A 20,164-nucleotide genomic window follows, 5' to 3' on the forward strand; every position below is an offset into this window, starting at 1 on the left:
AGCTGCTTCTAAATAGAAGCAGCTTTATGATTCGTAATAGTTACCATAGTATACATTGGAATATGGCCATGTTGTTAAATATGGTTTTTTTTCCTGCGTAGGCTGTTGTGTTGGTAATTGTGGTATTTGTGATAATTGCTGTAATTGTTGTTGCCGATATAATTCGTATTGTCTACTCGTATCATAAACCGGATAATAACTTACATATGGATATACTTGAGGTACGTAATAATAATACATTATCCTCTCCTCCTTTTTCTTAAACATATTCAAAGGAGAAAATGAATGTGACATTGTTTATAATTGTACAAGTGGTTCTCTCACTCGTTTCTTCCTTTTCTTCAAACGTAACTTACGGTTCTTTTCGTATAAATAATGCACAACGAAATATGAAATGAGACCAAACCCAACTCCTAAAATCGTCATTCCAATTAATACATACACTTCACTTTGTAATAAGCTCTTTAATATCGTAAAAATGTGACTTGAAAACAAGTCCGATATCGTAAATGGTTCATGTTGAATTTTCTGTACATGAAATGGATAAATCATTTTTCCTAGCGCATACGCAAGCGGAAATAAAAATACTGGGAGAAACGATATTTTCCCAATAATATTGCCAATAACTGCCGCAGGAAAAGATCCCTTTGCTAACCTGACGATTGGATAAAATATTACATATACGAGCGATGCCGTATAAATGACTAACATTTCTAAGCCGAATCCTATAGCAAACCCTAACGATACTTTCTTTGCGCCTTCTGGCGATCGAAGCAACTTATAATATTGAAACTTTAATATTCTCCACATCCGCTGAAAAAACGAATATGTTTTCTTAGTTGTTTTCACCCTCATCATCTCTTTAACTATATTTTTATATGTAGTATGTCCTTACACACTCTGAACAACAAATTTAGTTTTCTCTTTTATTATAAATGATATCAAAATGGTTAACCAAATATACATCCAACATTTTAATATAAAAAAACCTCCCTTTTAGGAAGGCTCTTCTACATTTTTAAATAAACTCACTAATAACGCTTTTTGAGCATGCAATCGATTACCAGCTTGCTCAAAGACGATAGACTGTGGTCCATCTATAATTTCTCCTGTTACTTCTTCTTCACGATGGGCAGGTAAACAGTGTAAGAAACGATATGTTTGCTTCGCATGCTTAACAAGTTCGTCATTGATTTGGTAAGGTTGAAATAAAGTATATTTCTCTTTTTCGCCCTCTTGCCCCATGCTCATCCAAACGTCAGTATAAATGAAATCTGCTTCATTCACCGCTAATTCAGGATCATGCAAAACTTCAATTTCAGCTCCTGTTTCCTTGGCAATCGCTAACGCTTTTTTTACAATCTCTTCATTCGGTTCATATCCTACAGGCGTTGCAACAGTCATATGCATTCCGACTTTTGCACTCGCTAGCAACAATGAATGACATACATTATTTCCGTCACCTACGTAAGCCAATTTTATTCCTTTAAATGTATTTGTTTCTTCATATATCGTCATGAGGTCTGCCAATGCTTGACAAGGATGATGATCATCCGTTAAACCGTTAATAACAGGAATACTCGATTCTTTTGCAAGCTCTTCTACATCCGCGTGTGAAAATGTACGTATCATGATCCCGTCAATATACTGTGATAATACTTTCGCAGTATCTGAAACGGTTTCTCCTCTTCCCATTTGCATCTCTTTCCCACTTAAAAACATACCATGTCCCCCGAGTTGTACCATTCCCGCTTCAAAAGATACACGAGTACGAGTTGAATGCTTATCAAAAATAAGCCCTAATATTTTGCCTTGTAATAAAGGCTCTTGCTTATTCTTTTTTAAATATATAGCGAACTCAATTAATGAAATGATTTCTTCTTGCGTCAATTCTTCTAATGTTAAAAGATCTTTCGTATTTAATTTTGGTACTTGTACAGTTGACATGAAACTTCCCCCTTATATGATTGATACGTTTTTTGTAAAAACTACTTTTTTTATTATATATACTGCCTGTTCTAACTCTTCATTCGTGACAATGAGTGGCGGTAATAGTCTTATAACATTAGGCCCTGCTTGTAATACGAGAAGTCCTTCGTTTTCTAGTTGCTCTATAAAACTTGCAACTTCATGCTTACACTCAATCCCAATCATAAGCCCTTTACCACGTATATTTTGAATACATTCGACATGCTGTAATTCCTCTTGCAACTTCTGTAATACGTACTCGCCCTTTTCCTTTACTTCTTTTAAAAACGATGGTTTCTTAGTTATTTGCAATACTTCTTTCGCTGCAGCCATTGCAATATAATTTCCACCAAACGTTGAACCGTGTGATCCTGCAGGAAACGATGTTCCAAGTTCTTTCCGGCCAATCATTGCTCCGACAGGAATCCCATTCCCAAGTGCCTTTGCAACGGTAACGATATCAGGCTCTATTCGCACTTGTTCATAAGCGAATAGTGTTCCAGTTCTTCCTATCCCCGTTTGAACTTCGTCTATAATAAATAAGGAACCGAACTTATTACATAATATTTCAATCTCTTTCAAAAAAGATAGATCAGCAGGTATTACTCCTCCCTCTCCTTGAACAACTTCTACCATTACCGCCGCAACTTCTTCATTCATTACTTCCTCTAATGCTTTAATATCGTTAAAAGGGATATGTAAAAAAGATGGAAGTAATGGACCAAATCCTTCTTTTACCTTATCTTGGCCCGTTGCACTCATCGTTCCAAATGTTCTACCGTGAAAAGACTGCTGGCATGTTACGACGAGAGATTTTCCAGTATGCTTACGTGCTAACTTTAAAGCCGCTTCATTTGCCTCTGCCCCACTATTACAGAAAAACACATAATCTAATGCTCTATTTTCTGTTAATAATGACGCAACTTCTTCTTGTAAGCTGTTTGTAAACAGGTTAGATATATGCCATATATCATCAAGTTGCTCTTGTACACTTTTGAAAACAGTAGGGTGACAATGTCCTAAATTACATACGCCAATTCCTGATGTAAAATCTAAATATTGCTTACCTTTATTATCAATAACTTTCGTTCCAGTTCCCTTTACAAACTCAATAGTTCTTCTGCCATACGTTTGAAAAAGATGACTCGTCATACAATACTCACACCTTTCGTTACCGTCGTTCCAATACACTCTCCCGTAACCTCAGTAAAATCTTTTGTACCATTCACAATACTTATCTTTTGCACTCCCATTTTTAATGATGCTAGTGCCGCCTGTACTTTCGGAATCATCCCACCTGTAATAACACCTGTTTCTATAAAAGTAGCAATTTCAGATTCATCCGTTTCCTTTACCAAATTCCCTTCATGTAATATTCCATCTACATCCGTAATAAAAACAAGCTCTTTTGCCCCTAACGCGGCCGCAATCCCAGCTGCAGCATTGTCCGCATTTATGTTATAAATTTCATTACCATTTACCCCGATTGGAGCAATAACAGGAATATAATTCATATTCATTACCCCTTTTAGTAAGGACGTTTCGACATAACTTACTTCTCCCACATATCCTATCTCCTCGTTGACAGGTTGAATTTGAAGTAAATTGCCGTCACACCCTGAACAACCTACCGCAAGTAAATTGTGCTTTTGTAAATTCATTACGAGTTTTTTATTCGTACTTCCGCATAGCACCATTTGAACAATATCCATAACTTCTTTTGGTGTTACGCGTAATCCATCTCTTTTTTCTACGTTGATGTTACAATCTTTTAATTTGGCATCAATTTCTGGCCCACCACCATGGACAATCACTACTTTATACTTCTGCTGTAATTTCTTTATACAATCAAAAAACACATCATTTAATTGATCCAACATACTACCGCCGCATTTCACTACAATATAATCGCTCATCTTCCCTCTCCTTATGTACGATAACAAGCGTTTATTTTCACATATTCATAGCTTAAGTCACAGCCCCAAGCTGATCCTGTCTCTTCTCCTAAATGTAAATACACATCAATCATAATTTCATGTTCTTTTAATTTCATTTCCATTTCCTCTTCAGAAAACATTTGAGGTTCACTATTTTTCAGCACCGTAATAGATTGAAGAGTAATATCAATTGTATTTGGGTTAATCGTGGCTTCACTTTGTCCAATACTGCTAATAATTCGCCCCCAGTTTGGGTCTTCACCATGTATTGCTGTTTTCACAAGACTCGAACCGACTATTTTCTTTGCAATTTTCTTTGCCTCTTCATTCGTTCGAGCTCCTAACACATTTACTTCTATTAACTTCGTAGCGCCCTCACCATCTTGTGCGATTTTTTTCGCTAAATCTTCACATACCTTCTGTAAAGCAAATACGAAAGTTTCCCAATCTGCATGTTCCATATTTATCGGCCTTGTTTCTGATAATCCACTTGCCATAACGATGACCATGTCATTCGTAGAAGTATCTCCATCTACCGTAATTTGATTAAATGTACGATTCGTTATTTGTGATAATGCTGTTTGCAATTCTTCATGTTCTATATTGGCATCTGTCGTAATAAAACTAAGCATCGTTGCCATATTCGGATGAATCATCCCTGAACCTTTTGCAACACCAGCAATCGCCACTTTCTTCCCATCAATAATCATTTCATAGCAAGTTTCTTTCGTTATAAGATCCGTCGTTAAAATTGCTTCCGAAAAAGAATATGATTCACTTTCTTCCTTCGTCGGTATAAGAGTTGCAACTCCCTTTCGGATTATATCCATCGGCAGCGGAACACCAATTACACCTGTTGAGGCTATTGCAACGTAGTTTTCTTTCATCCCAAAATGTTCTGCCCCTAATGCGCGCATCTCGTAAGCATCTTGCAATCCTTTCATTCCTGTACAAGCATTTGCATTTCCACTATTAACGATAATAGCTTGTAATTTCCCCTCAGCCGTTATACTATCCTTCGTTACTTGCAAGGGGGCTGCTTGTATTTGATTCGTTGTATACACAGCGGCACATGATGCTGGTACATCACAAACGATGGCACCTAAATCCTTTTTCTCCTTTTTCAAACCATTTGCAGTACCAATTGCCGAAAAGCCTTTCGGCGTTACAATTGAACCATTTTCTAATTTTGTAATAGACGCTACTTTAATCATCATGTCCCCCTTATGGATAAAGCGGCATATGTTGTAAACCTGTTGTCTCTTCTAGTCCCGCTATTATGTTTGCATTTTGCATCGCTTGCCCAGCCGCGCCTTTCATCATATTGTCTATAACAGAAACGACCGTAACTCTTTCTGTTCTTTCATCGTAAGCTATGCCAATATCACAATAATTTGAGCCTCTCACTTCCTTTGGACTTGGAAATTTGCCTTGCGTACAAATTCGGATGAAAGGCGATTGTTCATACGTTTCTTCATACAATTTTTGAAGTTGCTTTATTTCCATCTTTTGTTTTACTTTTGCATAAAGTGTAATCATGATTCCTCGTGATATCGGTATTAAATGTGTGCTAAATGTAATTGGCTGTAATTCACTATTCCATTCTGTAAGCATTTGCTCAATCTCTGGAACGTGCTGATGCTGGTTTACTTTATAGATATGTAAGTTATCGTATAGCTCAGGAAAATGAGTCATTGTTGTTGGTGTTTTTCCTGCTCCTGATACCCCTGATTTCGCATCAATAATAATCGAATCTTCTTCAATCATGCCGCTACGTACTAACGGCGCTATCGCTAGCAATGTGGCTGTAGCAAAACATCCTGGGTTTGCAATTAAATTTGCATTTTGAATCTCAGACCTTTTCCATTCACTTAACCCATACACTGCTTTTCTAAGAATTTCTTCTTTCGCTGCTGGCCTTTTATACCACAGTTCATATGACGAAGGATCTATCATACGAAAGTCTCCAGATAGGTCAATTACTTTTAAACCTTCTGCTAATAACTTGGGAGTTAACTTCGCCGATACTCCTGCTGGTGTTGCTAGAAATACAATTTCTGCTTCTTTCCCTATTGTCTCCACATCAATTTCTTGTAACGTATGAACGAGAACATTTCGAAGGTGTGGATATACATTTGTTATACACTCACCAACTTGTGAAAAAGAATGAAGAGATGCTATAGAAAAATATGGATGTTGTTCTAATAAACGAATTAACTCAATGCCCCCATATCCAGTGGCTCCAATAATTGCGACTTTCATAAGTTCCTCCTCATATTGATTCTTTAAATTAAGTATGATTATAATATTGTATATTTATAGAGTCAATTAAATATTTATAAATTTTTAAAACTAAAAAAACTTAATTTTACTAGAAAAACAATATACACAACCGAATTTTTATACACAAATAGTGCATGGTAGTTTTTTTATTTCACTTCAAGTACAATAAAACCATACATACGTACATACAGGCGGGGAAAACATGAATGAAAAATTAATTGAGAAAATGATTATAAAAAGTTTTCAACAATATCAATGTAATCCTATGTCAAATGAGGATCAGGAAATGCTAATTAAACATATTCAAACGATAATTCATTCAAATACTGAAATTGATGTATACGAGGCAGTTGAGGATATTGTGTACGATTATGTGACTGGAAAATAAAAAATAGGAGATTTCCATATGGAAATCTCCTATTTTTTACTTAATGATTTACCTGCTACACGTTCAAATAAACCTGGGAATAGAGCATACAGTTTTGGACCAATACCCATCCACTTCGGTAAGTTTACTTCACGCTTTTTCGTTTGCATCGATTTTACGATTTGCTCTGCAACATATGTTGGTTTTAACATGTATCGTCCCATATTTTTCACATATGTACCGGATTGATCAGCTATTTCAAAAAAGTTCGTATCTATCGGACCTGGATTAATCGCTGTTACGAAAACATTTGTACTAGATAACTCCATGCGTAAACTATTCGTAAAACCTAATACAGCATGTTTCGTTGCTGCATAAGCACTCGATTTCGGAGTTGCAATTTTTCCAGCAAGTGAAGCAATATTAAGAATATGTCCTTCGTTCTTGTTTACCATATAAGGTAGTACCGCTTTCGTACATGCTACTAATCCAAATACATTTACTTGGAACATATCTTTTACTTCACCCATTGACGCATCTTCAAACGTTTTAAAAATACCAAATCCCGCATTGTTTACTAATATATCAATACGTCCCACTTCTTGTAATACCTTTGAAAAAACAGACTGTACTTCCATCTCTTCACTTACATCTAATACATAATAATAGCAAGGCGTATTATAAGTTTCTTTAATTTTGTCTACTAACGCTTGTAGTTTCTCTTCTGTTCGAGCCATTAATACGGGAGTCGCTCCCTGTGCTGCAACTTGCATTGCAACTTGCTCACCAATCCCACTAGAAGCACCTGTAATGACGATTACTTTATTTTGTAAACGTCCTGTCATTGCTGTCACCTACTTTGCATAATAAATCAATTGTTGCGATGACTCATCAATCATCACTTGTTGATTATATGCTAAATAGTCCAATTGTCCAACCGTTTCTGAAATAGTAAGTGGTAACTGTTCTTTATATAATACCGGAAATAGTTTTACACATACTTCAAATGCTGTCATTGGTTTTTCCTTTAATAACTCAAGCACTTTAAAAGCACGTGTTTCTTGCTTTTGTAATCTCGTTTCAATAAGTTGTTTCACATTTAGAACATCTTCCCCATGCCCTGATAAAATGCGTGAAATATTCATTTCGCTTAAACGCTGTAATGTTTGATTATATTGTAGTAATGGGCGTGCCCGCTCTGTTTGCCCTTCATATGGCGGTTCTAGTATTGGATTCGAAGAAATATGACTAATGAGAGCATCTCCACCAATTAATATTCCATCAGATTCTCTATATAAAGAAATATGCGTAGAAGCATGACCTGGTGTTTCAAGTACTGTAAATCCAGGCAAAGAATCAATACGATCTCCTTCTCTCACAGTATGCGTTAAAGATCTATTGCAAGAATATTTAAGTGTCCTCGTCGTCAATAACGACTCGTCTTTCAAAAATGCTGCTGGCACACCAAACTGTAAGGCCGTCTCTCTAAAAAATTCATGATACCGCTTTAAAAATTCTGGATTTTGTGTAATCCAAGGCTCATTCCAAGGATGTCCAATAATATTCGTCTTCTCAGAAAATATATTTAAAAGTCCACAATGATCTGCATGATGATGTGTAATGACTACTGTTTCAATATCTTCTATCGTATGTCCTAATGCACCTAATTGACTTTCTAACGCATTCCTTGCCTCTTCTGTATTAGTCCCTGTATCAATTAATGTTAATGTCTCCCCCTCAACTAAAAACACATTCACAGTTTCCACTGCAAATGGTACAGGAATCTCCATTCGGTGAATCGCCGTCATGCTTAGCCCCCCTGTCTCTTTCCGGTTCAAAAATGAATACTTCTTCAGTTTACAACTTCTATATATATTTGTCATTATTTTCAGACAAAAAGAGGTGTTTCCTATAAAAAAACGAATGTATGTACATTTATAAGAATTTCTAACCAAAATTAAAGGAGGAACATCATGTCTATTCAAAACATTTCCTTTCTCGGTGCAGGCTCTATTGCCGAAGCTATTATTGGTGGCTTGTTACATGCAAATGTCGTTAAAGGTGAACAAATTACTGTAAGTAATCGTTCTAACGAGACAAGATTACAAGAGCTACATAAAAAATACGGTGTCAAAGGTACTCATAATAAAAAAGAATTACTTACTGATGCAAATATTCTTTTTCTAGCAATGAAACCAAAGGATGTTGCAGAGGCGCTTACCCCTTTTAAAGAATACATAAATAATAACGTGCTTATTATTTCATTACTAGCAGGTGTTTCTACTGACTCAATTAGAAAACTACTTCAAAAAGACATTCCAATTATTCGTGCAATGCCAAATACATCCGCAGCCATTTTAAAATCAGCTACCGCTATCTCCCCTTCAAAACATGCAACAGCGGAGCATATTCGCACTGCAACATCTTTATTTGAAACGATTGGTCTCGTCTCTGTTGTAGAGGAAGAAGATATGCATGCTGTCACTGCATTATCCGGAAGTGGACCTGCTTATATTTATTACGTAGTGGAAGCTATGGAAGAAGCTGCAAAAAAAATTGGTTTAAAAGAAGATGTTGCAAAATCACTTATTCTTCAAACGATGATTGGTGCTGCTGAAATGCTAAAAGCAAGTGACAAACACCCTTCTATTTTGCGAAAGGAAATTACTTCTCCTGGTGGAACTACCGAAGCAGGTATTGAAGTATTACAAGAACATAAATTTCAACAAGCACTTATTTCTTGTATTACACAGGCAACGAAACGATCACATAACCTTGGAAAAACATTAGAACAACTAACAAAAGAAAAATAGAAAAAGGAGCTCAAGTTTATTTGAGCTCCTTTTTCTATAATTACACTTAGTTATTGTTCTTCCCAAAAATCTCTTCTTGCAGGCGACGACCAGTTGGCGTTGCTGCAAGTCCACCTTCTGCTGTTTCACGAAGTGCTACTGGCATCGTTTGTCCGATTCTAAACATTGCCTCAATTACTTCATCACATGGAATTGTACTCGTTACACCAGCTAATGCTAAATCTGCTGAAATCATCGCATTTGCAGCTCCTGCTGCATTACGTTTTACACAAGGTACTTCTACAAGTCCTGCAACAGGATCACACACTAAACCAAGCATGTTCTTCAATGAAATTGCCATCGCTGTAGCTGCTTGATCTTGTGTTCCACCAGCCATCTCAACTGCAGCTGCAGCCGCCATTCCACTTGCTGAACCAACTTCAGCTTGGCATCCTCCCGCTGCACCAGAAATACAAGCGTTATTCGCAACAACCATACCGAAAGCTCCTGCTGTAAATAAGAATTCAATCATTTCTTCACGTGTAGGCTGCAATTTTTCTCTTAGTGCAAATAGTACACCTGGCACTGTTCCAGCAGACCCTGCTGTTGGTGTTGCACAAATAATTCCCATCGCTGCGTTTACTTCATTTGTTGCAACAGCTTTGCTTACTGCATCCAAAATCGTATCTCCAGATAAGCCTTTTCCACTCTTCATATACGCTTGAACTTTTACAGCATCTCCACCAGTTAAACCAGTTGGTGATTTCACGCCGCGAATACCACGTTCTACTGCTTGCTCCATCACGACTAAGTTCTTTTCCATACCAGCAATTACTTCTTCACGTGAAATACTTCTTGTTTCCATTTCACATTGAATCATAATTTCTGCGATTTTTACATTTTGTTCTTTAGCTTGCGCCACTAGTTCCGCTGCGTTCCGAAACATGGTGTGTCCCCCCTGCAATTATTCCATAATAGTTACTTGACAAATATTTTGTTGCGCTTTTATTTCTTCAATTACTTCATCTGCTAATAATTCATCTGTTTCGATGACCATAAGCGCTCTTCTTCCTTTTTCTTTACGAGATACACTCATTGTACTAATGTTAATCTCATGTTTCGCAAGGATTGAAGCTACCGCTGCAATAGCACCGAAGCGATCGTTATTTACAATAAGTAGTGCTGGGCTCGTGCCTGATAATTGAAGATCGAATCCGTTTAACTCTACAACTTCAATTTTACCGCCACCAATTGAGCAAGCAACAACTTCAATTTCATCTTCACCTTTATACAAACGAATTCTCGCTGTATTTGGATGAGGTGCATTGGCATCTTCTTCAATGAATTCCACTTCAATTTCGCGCTCTTTTGCTATTTCTAGCGCCTCTGGAATACGTAAGTCATCTGTTTCAAATCCTAATATTCCACCGATTAGCGCTACATCCGTACCATGCCCACGATACGTCTTTGCAAATGATCCATATAACGAAATGCTTACTCTTTCTGGTTCATGACGAAACAGCTGGCGAGCAACTTGCCCCATTCTTGCCGCGCCTGCTGTATGTGAACTTGATGGTCCAATCATAACTGGACCGATAATATCAAATACTGAGCGATACTTCATCATAACTCCCCCTAAACCTCTATGAAAAAAATTTATTCTACTATTCTATTAAGCTGCTACATCTGTCGCTTTTCCAGTTGTACCACGAATTTGTTCTGCTATACGAATTGGATAGTTTTTGAATAAAAGTAATCCAATATAACCTGAAATAATACCAGTTATCATAATACATAAGAATCTTAGCATTATTTTCATTTAAAAATGATACAAGATGATCCAGAATAAAGTCTGGTAGCAATCCAAAGTTTAACACAGAAGCCATTGCAAGGATAGCATAAACAAGTGATATAACCATTACTAATGCAACTAAATTTGCACCCGCTATTCCGCCTATACTACCTGCTGATGTTCTGAACTCTTTTAAAGAGTGGTGTACCAATTAAATCTCCACCACCTTATTAATAAAAAGCTTCTACTAAGGAACTCGCAATAGATACACTTGCTAATCATATCGTTTAGCTAAAAAGTGAAAAAGACTTATGACAAATAATAGTAATATCTTTCCTATTATAATTCTCGTGTTACTCTCTCATGATTTAGTCAACTTCACTTGTTACGATAATGACTAAAATACATGTGACTTATCATAAATTATAATCTGCCCTCATTATAGCTTGTTTTTTATAAAACGCTTACTTTTGTTGAATTTTAAAAGTTCTGAATAAAAGTCCATTTCTGCTATTTGTATCACTTGTATGTCATCTGACTTATATAACAGTTTTTCTAAATAATCATTATTTCGTATTTTTATCCTATATATTCAAACCATCCTAATTTTCTGTATCATCCAAGTATAAGTATAAAATAATAACAGTTTTATTTTTAAATTTTTTTAAACATAAAAAAATGGTAACCCGCCGTTACCATTTTTTACGAAATTATCATTTTTCTACTGGGAATGATTTCAAATCTGTCGCTATTTCTGTATTAGAAAACAACTCTCTAGCCTCTTTCAATAATTCCTTATATGTATCTCCTTGATAGCGAGAACTAATGTGAGTTAATATTAGTCGCTTCGCATTTGCCTGAAGTGCAATGCTCGCAGCTTGCTTAGATGTAGAATGAAAATAATCATACGCTTGTTGCTCATCTTCTGCTGCGAAAGTCGCTTCATGGACAAGTACATCTGCATCTTGCGCAAGCTCCCTACTCGCTTCGCAATATCGCGTATCACCTAAGATAGTAATAATTCTTCCTTTTTGAGGTGGGCCGATAAACTCATTTCCATTTAATATCGTGCCATCCTCTAATTCAACTACTTCACCATCTTTTAAACGTTTAAAGATTGGACCTGGTTTCACACCCATCTCAAGCAACTTATCAACTAAAAGAGCACCTTGTATATCTTTCTCTACAATACGATATCCAAAGCATTCTATACCGTGTGACAATCTTTTCGTTTCTACATAAAATTCATTATCTTCAAATACGGTACCTTCTTCTGTTATCTCCACAACTTCAAGTGGATATTTCACATGTGTCGTACTTACCGATAATGCCACTTCAATAAATTGTTTAATTCCTTTCGGTCCATACACCGTTAAAGGCGTAGTTCCTCCTTGAAATGAACGGCTACCTAATAAACCAGGCAACCCAAAAATATGATCGCCATGTAAATGCGTAATAAATATTTTTTCAATGCGGCGCGGACGTACAGATGTATGTAATATTTGATGTTGCGTGGCCTCACCACAATCAAATAACCAAGTTTGTCCTCGTTCTTCTAACAATTGTAAAGCAATTGCTGAAACGTTCCTTCCTTTTGAAGGAACACCTGCACCAGTTCCTAAAAATACAAATTCCACTTTCTTTCCTCCAGCTCTAAATATACTCTATCTCTCATCTTACGGAATGTTATTTCAAATGGCAAATTGAATTTACATAACGAAACATCTAGACAACTATATAACACGAACGTTACACTTAAAAAATTTAGCTATCGTTCGTTTTTTGTGTTAAAATAATTATACTACATTTTAAGGGAGCGTTTTATTATGAAAGAAGTATTTCGTTTACAAACTGATTTTTCATCTTCATTTGATCGCTGGGTAAGTTCTTTCGTGTCTGATCACCCAGCACAATTAGAATGGACAACTTTAAAGGAATTAATCCATGAATATACAACATCACATACAAATGATACGTTACCAGCATATATTTCTTCAGCTTTAACATATTACGCCCAACGCGTTTCAACTACAAACAGTTCAGAGATTGTTATTTTTGAAAACCCTACAATCTCGTAATCTATAATAAAAAAAGCACTAGTTACAGTGCTTTTTTTATTTATACTTATTTAACAAATAATCATATTCCGTCCAAAAGTCGGTATACATACTTCGCTCAAACTCATTTGAAATTATCTTTTCACTTGATTTATTAAATAATTCTTTTGCTTGTAGTGCAAAAGAAACAATTTGTTTTCTATATTCATTTTCATTCAATTCTATATGAAGTCCTTCATAGTATATAGCCTTTTGATTAGTAGAAATAACTTTGACAAAGTCCTTTAAAATCACGTTTTCACCTATATGGTTTATAGTCCAATGAATTGAAATTGGGCATCCTAACATTAACATAGTGCCACATCCGTGCAAAATAAGCCCCTCTTCATTTTCAATATCACAAATATATTCTTTATCTAAAGTTCGTAACAAAGCTAAAGCTGATTCACTTATTCCCCATTCCTCATCCATACCTGTTTGTGTAATAATCGTTCCATCCACATTTAAATAAATTTCCCCGTGAGAACATAAATCTTCCCGCTCATTAAACAACCACTTTTGATTCTCAATATTTATAATAAAATTTTGTGGTACCATTACAAATTCCCCTTTTATAAAAATATTTATTTTTCATATTATTTATAATCAATATCATACATTTCATCCCACATATCTATTATAAATCCGTTTAATATTTTAAAAACACAGATAAAAAAGATATTGACACTACAATTTTACAGTGCTAACATTCAACATGTAATTGAATATGGTCTCTGTTAGGTGAGGCTCCTGTATAGAGAAACGCTGCTGCCCAAAAATGTCGAGAGACGCCAATGGGTCAACAGGAAAGGTCGGAATGAAGGCCTTTTTTAATGTAGCTGGTTTCAGTACCTATGCTATACAGTGCTAAAACTCAACGAGGGAGAGGTGCATGTATTTTGTCATACACAAAAACTGTTTTTATTTATGTCTACTAACAGTCTTTGTTGTGGACTCTTTTAACTGCGAATTCAGACCTTTACTCGTTTTGAGTAAAGGTCTTTTTACGTCTATATGCACCTTACTATGAAACAAACATAGCATATCAGAAACTACTAAATTGTACGGAGGTGAGGAGCAGTTGGCAATTGATGATTCGGCCCAGATACCCATACGTTTTACATTCATATTTCATCATGTAGGTAGGAAAGAAACTGTTCCTCACCATTTCAAATAGTTAGGTAACAGATTGTTTCCTCCTTCATGACAGAGGAGGAACTACCGATGTTTAATTTACAAAGACAAGAAACAAAGCATGCTTATGAGCAAGATAGCATGAAAACAAATAACGAATTATTAGTGGAGGTTGCAACACAAGATGTAAGCTCTGCGTTAAAACTTTTAGAAACAACACAAGATGGATTATCTAAACAAGAAGCGTCTCGTAGACTTTCTTTATATAGTCCGAACGAAATAGCTCATAATAAAATGGCGCCGTGGTACATTCAATTTCTGTCGGCATTTAAAAATCCATTTATTTTCGTTTTATTAGCTCTTGGAGCACTCTCCTTTTTCACGGATGATATGCAAGGAACAATTGTCGTATCTGCAATGGTACTACTTAGTGCAACAATTCGGTTTTCCCAAGAATTTCGTTCTCAAAAAGCTGCCGATAAGTTAAAAGCTATGGTTCGAACAACTGCAAGCGTATTTAGAATAAATGGATTTGTACATGAAACAAAAAATGTAACGAATTTAAATCGAAATTACACAACAGAAATTCCAATTGAGGAACTTGTACCTGGCGATATCATTTCCCTTTCAGCCGGTGATATCGTTCCAGCTGATGTGCGTATTGTATCCGCTAAAGATTTATTTGTTAATCAATCTTCTTTAACAGGGGAAGCACTTCCTGTAGAAAAATACGAACACTGCTACCATACAGAAAATAAGCATATCTTACCGAAAAACATGAAAAAAATTACAATCCACTCGATACGGAAAACCTTTGCTTCATGGGAACAAATATTGTAAGTGGTAGCGCAAAAGCTGTTGGCATCTCAACAAGTACCGATACGTATTTCCGCTCTTTAGCAAATAAGGTAATTGGAAAGCGTGTAGAAACAAGCTTTGATAAAGGTGTAAACAAAGTAAGCTGGCTCTTAATTACATTCATGCTTATTATGGCAATCGGGATTTATATTCCATTCTCATCACTTGGTGCCTGTATAATAGGAAAGGTGTCATGATTTTACTACTTCATGACACCTTCTACATAAACTTATTTTCTAACTTTTGTTGAAACGACTTCTCTTGCTTACGTAGTAGTTGACTACCTCGTTGTAAAATTGGTGTTCCATACTTATCATTAATTTGATCAATGACAGCAAGTAGTGGTTCTTTTTTCGCATCCTCTTCAAATGAAAACAAATCTAATTGTTTCACCGATTCTGTCTTCCACTCTATTTCAGTAGCTGTAACACCTAGTAAACGAACGGAATCACCATCCCAATGTTGCTTCCATAAACGGGATGCTGCTTGAAAAATATCACGTTCCTCCCAAATTGCATTTTTCAATTGCTTACTCCGTGTTACTGTTCGCCTATCATGGTATTTAATCATAATTTGAATATTATAGCTGACAAGGGTTCGCTTTTGTAATCTTTTACTCACTGATTTTGATAACCGTTCTAACATATCAAGTAATTCTTTCTCTTCATCCATATCCTTTGAAAAAGTCATCGAGTTACCGACACTTTTATGTTGGCCCATTTGACTCGGATCCACTTCCCTATCATCCGTACCTTTTGCACGCTTTTGTAAATCAATACCGTGCTTCCCAATTTTAGCGCGAATGATATGCTCGTCTCCCTTCGCTAATTGTTCAATTGTATGTATATGAATTTCATTTAATTTTTCAGCTGTTTTTTCTCCAATCCCATGCATTGCTTCAACTGGAAGTGGCCAAATCATTTCTGGAATATCACGTTTTCGAAGTACGGTAATACCGAGAGGTTTTTTCATATCAGAAGCTGTTTTTGCTAGGAAAAGATTTGGAGCGATTCCGATACTACACGGAAGCTGCAACTCTGTTAGTAGTGCTTGTTGAATCATCTTTGCTATTTCAAGAGGCGAACCAAGTGCGTAGCAATCTGTAATATCTAAATATCCTTCATCTATTGAGACTGGTTGTATCTTTTCTGTAAAACGAGAAATGACTTGAAACATTTGAAATGAAGCTTCGCGATATAATGTGAAATTAGGACGCCTTACAACTAATTGCGGGCATAACCTTTTCGCTTCCCAAAGGGGCATCGTCGTACGTATTCCGTATTCTCTCGCCTCATAACTACATGTTATAATAATTCCTTTTCTCTCTTTTTCATTTCCAGCAACCGCTAATGGTTTTCCTTGTAATGATGGATCATGAGCAATTTCAACAGATGCGAAAAAACAATTCATATCTACATGTAAAATTACACGACCATTTTTCGGATACATTTCTCGCATAGTACTCACTCCTAATCAGAACGTTCGTTCTTTTATTATATCAAATTTTGCACAATAGTTATAATAATTACTTGTTCTTTTTTATAGTCGATATAAAGAGGATATATAATAAAGTGAAAGTTTAATCAGCCCTCACCAATCGGGCCTTTACGGGCAGCAGGGCCCCACCTAACTTTTTTACTTTCGCTGAATTTTGAGGTAGGGGTGTTACTGCCCGGCAAATAGCGGGATAAACTCAACTATACATTCCTTTTTGTTATATTAATCATTGCAATTAATTATTTACTACTTCCCATTTTCAATATGAATACGTTAGGATTATTCCCTCGTCTAGTATATGTAGCAACAACGTATATACTTCCATAGGTTTTCTTATATTGGCTTATACGTTTTGTCAAAGCAATCGAGTCAAAATAAAAAGCGTGTAAATCACAATTGATTTACACGCTTTTTCTATTCCATTACTTCGCTACTTCTTCAATAATTGCAACAACTAATTCTGCTGTTTTTGCTAACTCTTCAACAGGAATCTTCTCGTTTGTTGTATGAATTTCTTCATAACCAACTGCTAAGTTAACTGTTGGGATACCATGTCCTGCAATTACGTTTGCATCACTTCCGCCACCACTTTGGTGAAGAGAAGGTGTACGACCAATTTTTTCAGCTGCACGTTTTGCGACTTCTACAACGTGATCGCCATCAGCAAATTTAAATCCTGGGTACATAACGTTTACTTCAACGTCTGCATGACCGCCCATTTCTTTTGCAGTTGTTTCAAATGCTTCTTTCATTTTCGCAACTTGTGCTTCCATTTTCTCATTGATTAAAGAACGAGCTTCTGCAAAGATTTGTACATGATCGCAAACGATATTCGTTTGTGTACCACCTTCAAAACGTCCAATATTTGCAGTCGTTTCAGAGTCAATGCGACCAAGTGGCATCTTCGCAATTGCTTTCGCTGCGATAGTAATTGCAGATACACCTTTCTCCGGCGCTACACCAGCGTGAGCTGTTTTCCCGCGAATAATTGCGTTCACTTTCGCTTGTGTTGGAGCTGCAACAACGATTTCACCAACTTTTCCATCGCTATCTAATGCGTAGCCATATTTCGCTGTAATACGCTCACGGTCTAATGCTTTTGCACCAACAAGACCTGATTCTTCTCCGACTGTAATAATAAATTCAATTTTACCATGAGGGATATTTTTCTCTTTTAAAACACGGATTGCTTCGAACATTGATGCTAATCCAGCTTTATCATCCGCACCTAAAATTGTTGTACCGTCTGATACGATATATCCATCTTTAATAGAAGGCTTAATTCCATTACCAGGAACTACTGTATCCATATGAGAAGTAAAGTAAATTGTATCAACACCCTCTTTTGTTGCTGGTAAAGTACAAATTAAGTTACCTGCACCATGACCAGTTACAGTCATTGTGTCATCTTCAAATACTTCTACACCTAAATCTGTAAATTTCTTCGTTAATACTGTGCAGATTTCTGCTTCAAATTTCGTTTCAGAATCTACTTGTACTAATTCCATAAATTCATTTACTAAACGTTCTTGATTAATCATAAGACTGCGCCTCCTGCACTACCATTATGTATGTAACACTATTAATTATAACAGAATTTCGCAAAAGTTTCGAAATACAAGACAAAAAACAGATGGTTTACATGTCTAGATAACCATCTGCTTTCTATTACTCATTTAACAATACCCAGCGCATATGATCTTCCCACACGCCATTTACCATTAACATCTTCCTAGACACGCCTTCATATTGAAAACCTATCTTCGTTACTACTTGTATAGATGCTAAATTACGAGGCATAATCGGAGCTTCTATACGATGTAACTGAAATTCCTCAAAAGCAACTTGAATCGCTTTTCTAAGTGCTTCTGTCGTATACCCTTTGTTTAACTCTGCTTTATCTAATTTATAACTGAGTACACAAGATTGATAAATGCCACGAACGATTAAATTAAATGAAATACACCCAATTATTTTCGTATCATCACCCTTTTTAAAAATCCATAGTCTGATGATTTTCCCTTCTTCGAACTCTTTTCTATCCTTTTGCAATTTTTTCTTTTGATAATCTAGCGTAAAAAAATCATCCGGTCTATACTCTTCCCAAGCTTTTAAAAATTCACGATTTCTGTCGTAATATTGAAGAACTGTTTCAGCATACGACTCATCAATTTCCCTTAAGTATAAACGATCTGTTTCGTATATTTTCATCATCGTATCTCCATTCTTCAGCTTGCCCAACTAAAAATTAACAATATACCCTTTAACTATATTCTCTATACACACTCAAATTTCCTGTTATATTTTGCAATCCCCTCCCGAATTTTGTCCTCACTCTCCTCTTGTCCATAATTTCATTTCTCGTTACAATGAAATTGTACTGATTTGCAAGGAGGTATAACGATGCATAAAAAAGCTCAAAAAATTATGGTTTATGTGATGCTAATTTCTATGCTTGTAACAACATTACTTGCTGGCGCGAGTATGTTTTGGTAAAAAGGGCGATGTGTTCGTCCTTTTTTTACTTTTTACACATGAAAAAATAAACCATCTCGACATCGAGATGGTTTATTTTATATAAAACACAATCGCTACAATACTAAAGGAAAATGACATTACAAGTGCTATTACAAAACTTGTATATTGTTTCTGCTGAAATGCCCCAATAACAAAAGTGAGATTAAGTAATGCCATACATACAATCGCTACAAGATAAGAACATATATTAAAAGTTGCCAATATGAATGTAATAACAAATAGAAATCCCATAAAAAACTGCATATATGAAAGTTTCGGATTCAAGTACATATGAGCAACCCCTTTATCTAATTTTATCTTTCTATACTCTCATTAACGCACGGTTATGTACACATGTCAAGACAACTTATTATAATAGAAAAAGCCAACCTTTTCGTTGGCTTTTTCATATGCAACGGCTCCTTTTTCTTTTGCCAATTGCTGAAATGATTTTTTCGATTTCACAATCCATACTTTCGTTCCAATTGGAATGCGATCAAACAAATATTCCACATCGTTTTTCTTCATTCTTATACACCCTTGTGAAATATACTTTCCAATTGAACTCGGTTGGTTTGTTCCATGTATTCCATATTTACTTCCATCAGTTCCTCTTGCATTAAATCCAATCCACCTTGACCCAAGTGGATTTTTTGGCGATCCACCTGGAATATCCTTCGCAATGTAATACGGATCCTTTGCTTTCATTACAACATCAAAAGTTCCTTCTGGAGTTAATTCATTCGTTTTCCCTGTCGCTACTGGAAAAACCTTTTGAATCTTTCCATCGTCAATGTAAGCTAATTTATTCGTTGCTTTATTTACAATAATAAAAGGATCTCCGGCACGTGGATTATCCCCAAGAGGCCAAATCGGCGATAAAGAAAGACATAATATGATAGAGAGAAGATACGGCATAGATA

The 20,164-nt window shown here is 35.9% G+C and carries 22 protein-coding genes, 1 pseudogene and 1 riboswitch; of the genes and pseudogenes, 5 read left to right on the forward strand and 18 right to left on the reverse strand.

The features are described from left to right. Nucleotides 1–24: 24 nt before the first annotated feature. The 7 genes from F3I02_RS12410 to argC form a co-directional block, all read right to left on the reverse strand. Nucleotides 25–240: a hypothetical protein gene (locus F3I02_RS12410; protein WP_000291961.1), complete on the reverse strand. Its 216-nt coding sequence runs from the start codon at nucleotides 238–240 to the stop codon at nucleotides 25–27. Between the two features lie 57 nt (nucleotides 241–297). Then, nucleotides 298–858 (reverse strand): DUF2062 domain-containing protein, encoded by a 561-nt coding sequence (locus tag F3I02_RS12415; protein WP_033672806.1) that lies wholly within the window; start codon nucleotides 856–858, stop codon nucleotides 298–300. A 138-nt stretch (nucleotides 859–996) separates the two neighbouring features. Then, nucleotides 997–1,947 (reverse strand): ornithine carbamoyltransferase, encoded by a 951-nt coding sequence (gene argF / locus F3I02_RS12420; RefSeq protein WP_000108892.1) that lies wholly within the window; start codon nucleotides 1,945–1,947, stop codon nucleotides 997–999. 12 nt (nucleotides 1,948–1,959) lie between these two features. Continuing rightward, the gene (locus F3I02_RS12425; RefSeq protein ID WP_196478030.1) at nucleotides 1,960–3,120 is read right to left on the reverse strand and encodes an acetylornithine transaminase; all 1,161 of its coding nucleotides are present in this window, start codon (nucleotides 3,118–3,120) and stop codon (nucleotides 1,960–1,962) included. Beyond that, entirely contained in the window at nucleotides 3,117–3,884 is a 768-nt protein-coding gene (argB, locus tag F3I02_RS12430) for an acetylglutamate kinase (RefSeq protein WP_001286778.1), read from the reverse strand. The genes F3I02_RS12425 and argB overlap by 4 nt, the downstream gene beginning before the upstream one ends. Before the next feature lie 11 nt (nucleotides 3,885–3,895). Then, nucleotides 3,896–5,119 carry a bifunctional glutamate N-acetyltransferase/amino-acid acetyltransferase ArgJ gene (gene argJ / locus F3I02_RS12435; RefSeq protein ID WP_196478031.1) on the reverse strand — a complete coding sequence of 408 codons (1,224 nt, stop codon included), beginning with the start codon at nucleotides 5,117–5,119 and terminating at the stop codon, nucleotides 3,896–3,898. Nucleotides 5,120–5,129: 10 nt separating this feature from the next. Further along, a complete protein-coding gene (argC, locus tag F3I02_RS12440) occupies nucleotides 5,130–6,167 on the reverse strand; it encodes an N-acetyl-gamma-glutamyl-phosphate reductase (RefSeq protein WP_000861255.1) in 1,038 nt (345 codons plus the stop codon). 223 nt (nucleotides 6,168–6,390) lie between these two features. Between argC and F3I02_RS12445 the strand changes: the two genes are divergently transcribed. After that, nucleotides 6,391–6,576 (forward strand): YqzH family protein, encoded by a 186-nt coding sequence (locus F3I02_RS12445; protein ID WP_001003210.1) that lies wholly within the window; start codon nucleotides 6,391–6,393, stop codon nucleotides 6,574–6,576. A gap of 29 nt (nucleotides 6,577–6,605) precedes the next feature. Here the strand turns inward: F3I02_RS12445 and F3I02_RS12450 are convergent, their stop codons facing one another. After that, a complete protein-coding gene (locus F3I02_RS12450) occupies nucleotides 6,606–7,400 on the reverse strand; it encodes an SDR family NAD(P)-dependent oxidoreductase (RefSeq protein ID WP_196478032.1) in 795 nt (264 codons plus the stop codon). 9 nt (nucleotides 7,401–7,409) lie between these two features. Continuing rightward, nucleotides 7,410–8,363 (reverse strand): MBL fold metallo-hydrolase, encoded by a 954-nt coding sequence (locus F3I02_RS12455; RefSeq protein WP_000125119.1) that lies wholly within the window; start codon nucleotides 8,361–8,363, stop codon nucleotides 7,410–7,412. A 165-nt stretch (nucleotides 8,364–8,528) separates the two neighbouring features. On the opposite strand from F3I02_RS12455, the gene proI reads away from it, so the two are divergent. Further along, nucleotides 8,529–9,368 carry a pyrroline-5-carboxylate reductase ProI gene (proI, locus tag F3I02_RS12460; RefSeq protein WP_196478033.1) on the forward strand — a complete coding sequence of 280 codons (840 nt, stop codon included), beginning with the start codon at nucleotides 8,529–8,531 and terminating at the stop codon, nucleotides 9,366–9,368. A 46-nt stretch (nucleotides 9,369–9,414) separates the two neighbouring features. Here the strand turns inward: proI and sdaAA are convergent, their stop codons facing one another. The 3 genes from sdaAA to rnz all read right to left on the reverse strand — a co-directional run bounded on the left by sdaAA (nucleotide 9,415) and on the right by rnz (nucleotide 12,776). Further along, complete coding sequence (gene sdaAA, locus F3I02_RS12465; RefSeq protein WP_000489461.1) at nucleotides 9,415–10,293, reverse strand: L-serine ammonia-lyase, iron-sulfur-dependent, subunit alpha; 879 nt, start codon at nucleotides 10,291–10,293, stop codon at nucleotides 9,415–9,417. Nucleotides 10,294–10,311: 18 nt separating this feature from the next. Beyond that, nucleotides 10,312–10,971, reverse strand: a complete 660-nt coding sequence (gene sdaAB, locus F3I02_RS12470; protein WP_000877445.1) for an L-serine ammonia-lyase, iron-sulfur-dependent subunit beta — start codon at nucleotides 10,969–10,971, stop codon at nucleotides 10,312–10,314. Nucleotides 10,972–11,852: 881 nt separating this feature from the next. Beyond that, complete coding sequence (gene rnz / locus F3I02_RS12480; protein WP_000397455.1) at nucleotides 11,853–12,776, reverse strand: ribonuclease Z; 924 nt, start codon at nucleotides 12,774–12,776, stop codon at nucleotides 11,853–11,855. 189 nt (nucleotides 12,777–12,965) lie between these two features. Here rnz and F3I02_RS12485 point away from each other — a divergent pair, with 189 nt between their 5' ends. Further along, nucleotides 12,966–13,217, forward strand: a complete 252-nt coding sequence (locus tag F3I02_RS12485) for a DUF3932 family protein (RefSeq protein WP_000665709.1) — start codon at nucleotides 12,966–12,968, stop codon at nucleotides 13,215–13,217. 36 nt (nucleotides 13,218–13,253) lie between these two features. Here F3I02_RS12485 and F3I02_RS12490 read toward each other — a convergent pair whose 3' ends face one another. Beyond that, a complete protein-coding gene (locus F3I02_RS12490; protein WP_196478035.1) occupies nucleotides 13,254–13,793 on the reverse strand; it encodes a hypothetical protein in 540 nt (179 codons plus the stop codon). A 168-nt stretch (nucleotides 13,794–13,961) separates the two neighbouring features. Then, nucleotides 13,962–14,129: riboswitch (M-box (ykoK) riboswitch) on the forward strand. A gap of 330 nt (nucleotides 14,130–14,459) precedes the next feature. Between F3I02_RS12490 and F3I02_RS12495 the strand changes: the two are divergent. Beyond that, nucleotides 14,460–15,364, forward strand: a pseudogene (locus F3I02_RS12495) (P-type ATPase actuator domain-containing protein); the annotation flags it as partial. 82 nt (nucleotides 15,365–15,446) lie between these two features. Here the strand turns inward: F3I02_RS12495 and F3I02_RS12500 are convergent. The 3 genes from F3I02_RS12500 to F3I02_RS12510 form a co-directional block, all read right to left on the reverse strand. After that, nucleotides 15,447–16,685 (reverse strand): DNA polymerase IV, encoded by a 1,239-nt coding sequence (locus F3I02_RS12500; protein WP_001208853.1) that lies wholly within the window; start codon nucleotides 16,683–16,685, stop codon nucleotides 15,447–15,449. Between the two features lie 461 nt (nucleotides 16,686–17,146). Then, complete coding sequence (locus F3I02_RS12505; protein ID WP_074593458.1) at nucleotides 17,147–18,265, reverse strand: tripeptidase T; 1,119 nt, start codon at nucleotides 18,263–18,265, stop codon at nucleotides 17,147–17,149. 127 nt (nucleotides 18,266–18,392) lie between these two features. Next, nucleotides 18,393–18,938: a GNAT family N-acetyltransferase gene (locus F3I02_RS12510; RefSeq protein ID WP_033672813.1), complete on the reverse strand. Its 546-nt coding sequence runs from the start codon at nucleotides 18,936–18,938 to the stop codon at nucleotides 18,393–18,395. A 189-nt stretch (nucleotides 18,939–19,127) separates the two neighbouring features. Between F3I02_RS12510 and prli42 the strand changes: the two genes are divergently transcribed. Beyond that, nucleotides 19,128–19,220 (forward strand): stressosome-associated protein Prli42, encoded by a 93-nt coding sequence (prli42, locus tag F3I02_RS12515; protein WP_000549037.1) that lies wholly within the window; start codon nucleotides 19,128–19,130, stop codon nucleotides 19,218–19,220. Nucleotides 19,221–19,292: 72 nt separating this feature from the next. On the opposite strand, the gene F3I02_RS12520 is transcribed toward prli42, so the two are convergent. Together F3I02_RS12520 and F3I02_RS12525 are read right to left on the reverse strand one after the other, a co-directional pair. After that, nucleotides 19,293–19,532, reverse strand: coding sequence for a DUF3894 domain-containing protein (locus F3I02_RS12520; RefSeq protein ID WP_000281167.1), 240 nt, complete (start codon nucleotides 19,530–19,532; stop codon nucleotides 19,293–19,295). A 66-nt stretch (nucleotides 19,533–19,598) separates the two neighbouring features. Further along, nucleotides 19,599–20,159 (reverse strand): L,D-transpeptidase, encoded by a 561-nt coding sequence (locus tag F3I02_RS12525; RefSeq protein ID WP_001146566.1) that lies wholly within the window; start codon nucleotides 20,157–20,159, stop codon nucleotides 19,599–19,601. Nucleotides 20,160–20,164 lie beyond the last annotated feature (5 nt).

This window comes from Bacillus sp. SRB3LM (assembly GCF_015712745.1).
Lineage (GTDB): Bacteria > Bacillota > Bacilli > Bacillales > Bacillaceae_G > Bacillus_A > Bacillus_A thuringiensis_K.